3 protein-coding genes are annotated in these 8,648 nt (G+C 71.6%); all 3 read left to right on the forward strand.

Annotated elements, in window-relative coordinates; all coding sequences use genetic code 11:
• A partial coding sequence (locus HCA58_RS22825; RefSeq protein WP_169600094.1) for an SDR family NAD(P)-dependent oxidoreductase occupies positions 1-2,249 on the forward strand: 2,249 nt, incomplete at its 5' end.
• Positions 2,250-2,289: 40 nt separating this feature from the next.
• Positions 2,290-7,056, forward strand: coding sequence for a type I polyketide synthase (locus HCA58_RS22830; protein ID WP_169600096.1), 4,767 nt, complete (start codon positions 2,290-2,292; stop codon positions 7,054-7,056).
• A 55-nt stretch (positions 7,057-7,111) separates the two neighbouring features.
• Positions 7,112-8,648 (forward strand): beta-ketoacyl synthase N-terminal-like domain-containing protein (locus tag HCA58_RS22835; RefSeq protein ID WP_205809471.1); only part of this gene is annotated, 1,537 nt, incomplete at its 3' end.

An 8,648-nucleotide genomic window follows, 5' to 3' on the forward strand; every position in this document is an offset into this window, starting at 1 on the left:
GTGATCAGGTGGAGGCGTACGCCACTGGGATGGCGCGGGCGTGGATCAGTGGTGTCGACCTGGACTGGGCGGCCATCCATCCGGGCGGGCGGCAGGTCGACCTACCCACCTACGCCTTCCAGCACCAGCGCTACTGGCTCGACGTGCCCGCCGCCGCACCGGCCGGCGCTACTGACGACACCGGCGACGGATTGTGGGATGCCGTCGAGCGCGCTGACGTCGACGCGCTCGCCGACGGCCTCGGCGTCACCTCTGCTGTCGTCGGCGAGGTGCTACCCGGCTTGACGTCGTGGCGATCCCGGCAGCGGGAGGCGTCCATGGTGGACGGTTGGCGGTATCGGGTGGTGTGGCGGGCCACCGATCTGCCTACCGGCGGGGAGCTGATCGGCATCTGGTGGGTCGTTGTCCCGGCGGCGCTGGTCGGTGACGCGCGGATACGCACCGTCGCCGGTGGCCTGGCCGCACGTGGTGCCGAGGTGGTCACGGTTACCGGTACCGACGTGCCCGCCGCCGGAAGTCCGGCCGGCGTGGTGTCGCTGCTCGCTCTCGATGATGGCACCGACCCGCTGGGCGTCGGTCTGTCCGTCGGTGTCACCGATACCGTGACGCTGATCCAGACGCTCATCCGCCGCGGCTTGCCGGGGCGTATCTGGTGCGTCACGTCCGGTGGTGTCGGGGTCGACCGGTTCGAGGACCTGCCGCACCCCGTGCAGGGTGCCCTCTGGGGTTTCGGCACCGTCCTGTCCCTGGAGTACCCCCACTCGTGGGGCGGTTTGGTCGACCTGCCTACCGACTGGTCTGGTGAGCACGTCGAGCGGCTCGTGGACGTGCTCGCTGACGGTGGTGAGGAGCAGGTCGCCGTGCGATCCGTCGGAGTGCTGGCCCGGCGGATGGTTCGCTGGCCTGCCGTCGGCACCCCCGAGCGGCGCTGGCGGCCTACCGGGACCGTGCTGGTCACTGGTGGTACCGGTGGCGTCGGGGGGCATGTCGCCGAGTGGCTGGTCGACCGGGGTGCCGAGCGGGTTGTGTTGGCCAGCCGGCGGGGGATGGACGCCCCGGGTGCTGCCGATCTGGTGGCTCGGCACCGGGGGGTCGATGTCGTCGCGTGTGATGTGTCTGATCGTGGGGCGGTTGCTGCGCTGTTGGCTGATCTTGGTGAGGAGCTGTCCGCGGTGTTCCACGCGGCGGGGGTGTTGCGTCCGGAGGTGCCGTTGGGTGAGGCCGGTTTCGACGACTTCGCCGATGTGTGCCGGGCCAAGGTGCTCGGTGCGGTGCACCTTGACGTGTTGTTGGCTGACCGGTCGTTGGACGCGTTCGTGTTGTTCTCCTCTGGAGCGGCGGTGTGGGGCAGTGCCGGGCAGGCTGGTTACGCCACCGCGAACGCGTACCTCGACGCGTTGGCCCATCGGCGGCGGGCCCGGGGTGTCGCTGCCACGTCCATCGCCTGGGGCAGCTGGGGTGGCGGCAGCGGAATGGCCACCGGCGAGGCCACCGCGCACCTGCGGCGACAGGGCACCCCGCCGATGGAGCCGCGGCTCGCTGTCCAGGCGCTGCAGCAGGCCCTGGACCACGACGAGGGTCACCTCGTCGTCGCCGACATCGACTGGGCGCGGTTCACCCCGATCTACACCCTGGCCCGGTCACGGCCACTGCTCGCGGCGCTGCCCGACGCCCATCCTGACATCGAGCCGGCCACCCCGGCCGTCGTCACCGCCGACCTCGCCGGCCGGCTCGCCGCGATGCCGGCACCGGACCGCCCGGACACCGTCTTGGCGCTGGTCCGCGATCAGGTCGCCGCCGTCCTCGGGTACGCCTGCGGTGCCGACGTCGACCCCGAGCGGGCGTTCAAGGAAGCCGGCTTCGACTCGCTGACCGCCGTCGAGCTGCGCAACCGGCTAGCCACCGAAACCGCGCTGCGGCTGCCCGCCACGCTGGTCTTCGACTATCCGACCCCGACCGAACTGGCCGGATACCTGCTCACCGAGCTGGTGCCCGCCGACGCGGGAGGCGTCACCCTGCTCGAGGACCTCGACCGGCTCCAGACGGCGCTGTCCACGCTGGATGCGGACGCGGTGGCCGCTCTCGACGAAAGCGTCCGTGCCGGAGTGGGGGAGCGGCTCAAGGCCCTGCTGGCGGCCTGGACCGCCGATCAACGCCCGGCCGAGGTCGCCACCGTCACCGAGGACCTCGACACCGCCTCCGACGACGACCTCTTCGACTTCATCGACAGCAAGTTCGGCACCTCATGATCCGTAGGCTCTGCCGGCCCCGTCCACGAATGGGTTCCTGATGTCCAACGAACAGAAGCTTCGTGACTACCTGCGGCGGGTAACGGCCGACCTGCACGAGACCAGCGAGCGGCTCCGCGACATGGAGGAACGGGCCACCGAGCCCATCGCCATCGTCGGGATGGGCTGCCGCTACCCCGGCGGAGTCGACTCACCCGAGGCTCTGTGGGACCTCGTCGCGACCGGCACCGACGCCGTCTCCGGCATGCCCACCGACCGGGGCTGGGACCTCGACCGGCTCTACGACCCGGACCCCGAGCACCCCGGCACCAGCTACACCCGGCAGGGCGGCTTCCTTCACGACGCCGCCGACTTCGACCCGACGTTCTTTGGCATCTCCCCTCGGGAAGCCGTCGAGATGGACCCGCAGCAGCGACTGTTCCTGGAGACCTCCTGGGAGGCGCTGGAGCGGGCCGGCATCGACCCGCTGGCGCTCAAGGGCAGCCCCACCGCCGTGTTCACCGGCGTCGCCTACCACGACTATCCGAACAGCTGGGGCGCCGGCAGCATCGTTTCCGGCCGGCTGTCCTACACCCTCGGCCTGGAAGGTCCGGCGGTCACCGTCGACACGGGCTGCTCGTCCTCCCTGGTTGCCCTGCACTGGGCCTGCCAGTCGCTGCGGTCCGGGGAGTCCTCGCTCGCCGTCGCCGGCGGCGTCACCGTGATCAGCACCCCCGACGCCTTCGTCGAGTTCTCCCGCCAGCGGGCGCTGTCCTTCGACGGACGGTGCAAGTCCTTCGCCGCCGCCGCCGACGGCACCGGGTGGGCCGAGGGCACCGGCGCGCTGGTGCTGGAACGGCTCTCCGACGCCCGGCGCAACGGCCACCGCGTCCTCGCCGTCATCCAGGGCTCCGCGACCAACCAGGACGGCGCGTCCAACGGCCTGACCGCTCCCAACGGCCCTTCCCAGCGTCGTGTCATCCGGGCCGCGCTGGCCAACGCCCGGCTCACCGCCCAGGACATCGACGCGGTCGAGGCGCACGGCACCGGCACCCGGCTCGGCGACCCGATCGAGGCACAGTCGCTCTTGGCCACCTACGGCAAGGACCGCCCCGTCGACCGCCCGCTCTGGCTCGGCTCGCTCAAGTCCAACATCGGCCATTCACAGGCGGCCGCCGGAGTCGGCGGGGTGATCAAGATGGTGCAGGCGATGCGGTACGGCGTGCTGCCCCGCACCCTGCACGTCGACGAACCCAGCAGTGAGATCGACTGGTCCCCGGGCACGGTGCGACTGCTCACCGAACCGGTCGACTGGCCGCGGACCTCCCGGGTCCGCCGCTGCGCGGTCTCCTCCTTCGGCATCAGTGGCACCAACGCCCACGTCGTATTGGAGGAGGCGCCCCCGGTCGGGGAGGACGAGCAGCCGGCCACCCCGGCGGTAGTGCCCTGGGTACTCTCCGGGCACACCGACCGGGCACTGCGCGCCCAGGCCGAGCGACTGCTGTCCCACCTGGACCACGAGCCGGCCGACCTCGCCGCGGTGGGCCGTACGCTGGCCGGCCGGGCCCGACTCGACCACCGGGCCGTGGTGCTCGGCGGGGACCTGCCGCAGCTGCGCGCCGCGCTCACCTCCGTCGCTGCCGGTCAGCCGTCCCCGAACGCGGTCACCGGCACCGCCGACGCCGCCGGCCGGGTCGTCTTCGTCTTCCCCGGCCAGGGCGCCCAGTGGGTCGGCATGGCCGCCGCTTTGCTGGACGCCTCGCCGGTCTTCGCCGAGCAGATGCGGCGCTGCGCCACCGAGCTGCGCGCGTACGTCGACTGGGATCTGCTCGACGTGGTGCGCGGCATACCCGGGGCACCCTCCCTGGAGTGGGTGGACGTCGTGCAGCCCGCCCTCTGGGCGATGATGGTCTCCCTCGCCGCGACCTGGCGCGCGTACGGCGTCGAACCGGACGCCGTGGTCGGGCACTCGCAGGGTGAGATCGCCGCCGCCTGCGTGGCCGGCGCGCTCTCCCTCGCCGACGGGGCGCGGGTGGTCACCCTGCGCAGCCGTGCCATCAGCGAGAAGCTGGCCGGTCACGGCGGCATGCTCTCCGTCGGGCTCCCCGCCGACCAGGCGGAGGAGCGAATCGCCCAGTGGGAGGGCGACATCTCCCTCGCCGTGGTCAACGGCGCCGGCTCGGTGGTGGTCTCCGGCACCCCAGAGGCGCTGCGCGACCTCGTCGCCGCGCTCACCGAGGAGGGGGTGCGGGTCAAGCAGGTGGCCGTCGACTACGCCTCCCACTCCGGGCAGGTGGCGGCGCTGGAACACCGACTGTTGGAGGACCTGGCCGCGATCAACCCGCGTACCGCAACGATCCGGATGCTCTCCACCGTCACCGGCGACTGGATCGACACCGCCACCCTCGACGCTCGCTACTGGTACGAGAACCTGCGTAACACGGTCCGGTTCGGCCCGGCGATCCGCTCGCTCGCCGGACAGGGCTGGACCGCGTACGTGGAAGTCAGCCCGCACCCCGTGCTCGGCATGGGGATGCAGGAGACGCTGGAGTCGGCGGACCGGCCGGTGGTGGTCACCGGCACCCTGCGCCGCGACGACGGCGGCCTGGACCGGTTGCTCACCTCGTTGGCCGAGCTGCACGTGCGCGGTGGCAACGTGGACTGGACCACCGCCCTGCCCGGCACCCGCCGGGCGGAGCTGCCCACGTACGCCTTCCAGCACCAGCGCTACTGGCTCGACGTGCCCGCCGCCGTCCCGGCCGGCGCTACTGACGACACCGGCGACGGATTGTGGGATGCCGTCGAGCGCGCTGACGTCGACGCGCTCGCCGACGGCCTCGGCGTCACCTCTGCTGTCGTCGGCGAGGTGCTACCCGGCTTGACGTCGTGGCGATCCCGGCAGCGGGAGGCGTCCATGGTGGACGGTTGGCGGTATCGGGTGGTGTGGCGGGCCACCGATCTGCCTACCGGCGGGGAGCTGATCGGCATCTGGTGGGTCGTTGTCCCGGCGGCGCTGGTCGGTGACGCGCGGATACGCACCGTCGCCGGTGGCCTGGCCGCACGTGGTGCCGAGGTGGTCACGGTTACCGGTACCGACGTGCCCGCCGCCGGAAGTCCGGCCGGCGTGGTGTCGCTGCTCGCTCTCGATGATGGCACCGACCCGCTGGGCGTCGGTCTGTCCGTCGGTGTCACCGATACCGTGACGCTGATCCAGACGCTCATCCGCCGCGGCTTGCCGGGGCGTATCTGGTGCGTCACGTCCGGTGGTGTCGGGGTCGACCGGTTCGAGGACCTGCCGCACCCCGTGCAGGGTGCCCTCTGGGGTTTCGGCACCGTCCTGTCCCTGGAGTACCCCCACTCGTGGGGCGGTTTGGTCNACCTGCCTACCGACTGGTCTGGTGAGCCCGTCGAGCGGCTCGTGGACCTGCTCGCAGACGCTGGTGAGGAGCAGGTCGCCGTGCGATCCGTCGGAGTGCGGGCCCGGCGGATGGTTAGCTGGACTGCCGGCGGCACCCCCGAGCGGCGCTGGCGGCCTACCGGGACCGTGCTGGTCACTGGTGGTACCGGTGGCGTCGGGGGGCATGTCGCCGAGTGGCTGGTCGACCGGGGTGCCGAGCGGGTTGTGTTGGCCAGCCGGCGGGGGATGGACGCCCCGGGTGCTGCCGATCTGGTGGCTCGGCACCGGGGGGTCGATGTCGTCGCGTGTGATGTGTCTGATCGTGGGGCGGTTGCTGCGCTGTTGGCTGATCTTGGTGAGGAGCTGTCCGCGGTGTTCCACGCGGCGGGGGTGTTGCGTCCGGAGGTGCCGTTGGGTGAGGCCGGTTTCGACGACTTCGCCGATGTGTGCCGGGCCAAGGTGCTCGGTGCGGTGCACCTTGACGTGTTGTTGGCTGACCGGTCGTTGGACGCGTTCGTGTTGTTCTCCTCTGGAGCGGCGGTGTGGGGCAGTGCCGGGCAGGCTGGTTACGCCACCGCGAACGCGTACCTCGACGCGTTGGCCCATCGGCGGCGGGCCCGGGGTGTCGCTGCCACGTCCATCGCCTGGGGCAGCTGGGGTGGCGGCAGCGGAATGGCCACCGGCGAGGTCGGCGCGCACCTCGACCGGCTCGGCGTCGGCGTCATGGACCCCCGACTCGCCGTCGGCGCGCTCGGGCAGGCCCTCGACCACGACGAGGGTCACCTCGTCGTCGCCGACATCGACTGGGCGCGGTTCACCCCGATCTACACCCTGGCCCGGTCACGGCCACTGCTCGCCGAACTTCCCGACGCCGCACCCGAGGCCGCCGGAGCCGCCGGCACGCCGTCGGCCCCGCCGCTGGCCGACCGGCTCGCCGCGCTGCCCGAGGCCGAGCAGCGCGCACTGCTGCTCCACACGCTCCGCACCAACGTGGCGGCCGTCCTCGGCTACGGCGACGCCGACTCGGTGGAACCGCAGCGCGCCTTCAAGGACCTCGGTATGGACTCGGTGACGGCCGTCGAGCTGAGCAACCGGCTCAGCGCAGCAACCGGCCTCCGGCTCTCCGCCACCCTGGTCTTCGACCACCCCAACTCGCAGGCCCTCGCCGACCAGCTCCGCGCCGAACTCGGGTACATCGGCGACACCTCCGGCGGCCTGCTCGCCGAGTTGGACCGGCTGGAGGTCACCGTCGCCGGCCTGCCGCCGGAGGAGATCGAGCGCAACCGGGTCACCGTCCGGCTCCAGTCGCTGCTGGCGAAGCTCAACGAAACCCTCAGCACCACCGCGGGCACCACCCTGGTCGACCGTCTCGAGACGGCTTCCGCCGACGACGTGTTCGACCTGATCGACAAGGAACTCGGAATGACCTGAGCCGCCACGCGCTCCCGGAACGCGTCCCGCTGGCAACGAGTTTGGTGAGGTTCAGATGGCGAACGAAGAGAAGCTCCTCGACTACCTGAAGCGGGTCACCGCCGATCTGCACCGCACCAGGGAGCGGCTTCGCGAGGTCGAGTCGCAGGAGCAGGACCCGATCGCGATCGTCGGGATGGCCTGCCGCTACCCGGGCGGGGTCACCTCGCCCGAGGATCTGTGGCGGCTGGTCGCCGACGGCGTCGACGCCATCGGTGACTTCCCGACCGACCGGGGCTGGGACACCACCGCCCTCTACGACGCCGACCCGGACACCGCCGGTAGCAGCTACGTCCAGCAGGGCGGATTCGTCCACGACGCCGACGAGTTCGACGCCGAGTTCTTCGGCATCTCGCCCCGTGAGGCGTTGGCCATGGACCCGCAGCAGCGGCTGGTGCTGGAGGCGAGCTGGGAGGCGTGTGAGCGGGCCGGCATCAACCCCGACTCGCTGCGCGGCGGGCCAGTGGGCGTCTTCGTCGGCTGCGGCGGCCAGGACTACTGGGACCGGCTCACCGTGCTACCCGAACCGGTCGAGGCGTACATGAGCACCGGCAGCTCCGGCGCGGTCGTCTCCGGGCGGGTCGCGTACAGCCTCGGGTTGGAGGGGCCCGCCCTCACCGTCAACACCGCCTGCTCGTCGTCGCTGGTCGCCCTGCACCTGGCCGCGCACGCACTGCGTCAGCGGGAGTGCGGCCTGGCGCTGGCCGGCGGCGTCACCGTCATGTCGACCCCGGGCGCGTTCGTCGCCTTCAGCCGGCAGCGTGGCCTGGCCTCCGACGGCCGCTGTAAGCCTTTCTCCGACGACGCCGACGGCACCGGCTGGGGTGAGGGTGTCGGCATGCTGCTGCTGGAGCGCCTCTCCGACGCCCAGCGCAACGGCCATCGGGTGCTCGCCGTCATCCGCGGTTCGGCCATCAACCAGGACGGCGCCTCCAACGGACTGACCGCCCCCAACGGGGTGGCCCAGCAGCGGGTCATCCTCCAAGCCCTCGCCAACGCCGGGCTCACCTCCACCGACGTCGACCTGATCGAGGCGCACGGCACCGGCACCACCCTCGGTGACCCGATCGAGGCGGAGGCGCTGATCGCCACGTACGGCCACGACCGGCCGGCGGACCGGCCGCTCTGGCTCGGCTCGGTCAAGTCGAACATCGGGCATGCTCAGGCCGCCGCCGCCGTCAGCGGTGTGATCAAGATGGTGATGGCGCTGCGCAACGGCGTGTTGCCCAAGAGCCTGCACGTTTCCGAACCCTCCACGCACGTGGACTGGTCCGCCGGGACGGTGCGACTGCTGACCGAGGCGCGGCAGTGGCCGGACCACGGCCAACCGCGCCGGGGCGGGGTGTCGTCGTTCGGTGTGAGCGGTACCAACGCTCATGTGGTGTTGGAGGAGGCTCCGCCGGTCGAGGTCGTTGAGTCGGTCGAGATGTCCGAGCCGTCGGTGGTGCTGTGGCCGTTGTCTGCTCGGTCGAGCACGGGTCTGCCTTTTCAGGCGGATCGGCTGCGGAACTTTCTGACCGACGAGCGTCCGGTGGATGTCGGTTTTTCTCTTG

Origin of the sequence: Micromonospora sp. HNM0581 (assembly GCF_012726175.1) — a bacterium.
Classification (GTDB): Bacteria; Actinomycetota; Actinomycetes; order Mycobacteriales; family Micromonosporaceae; genus Micromonospora.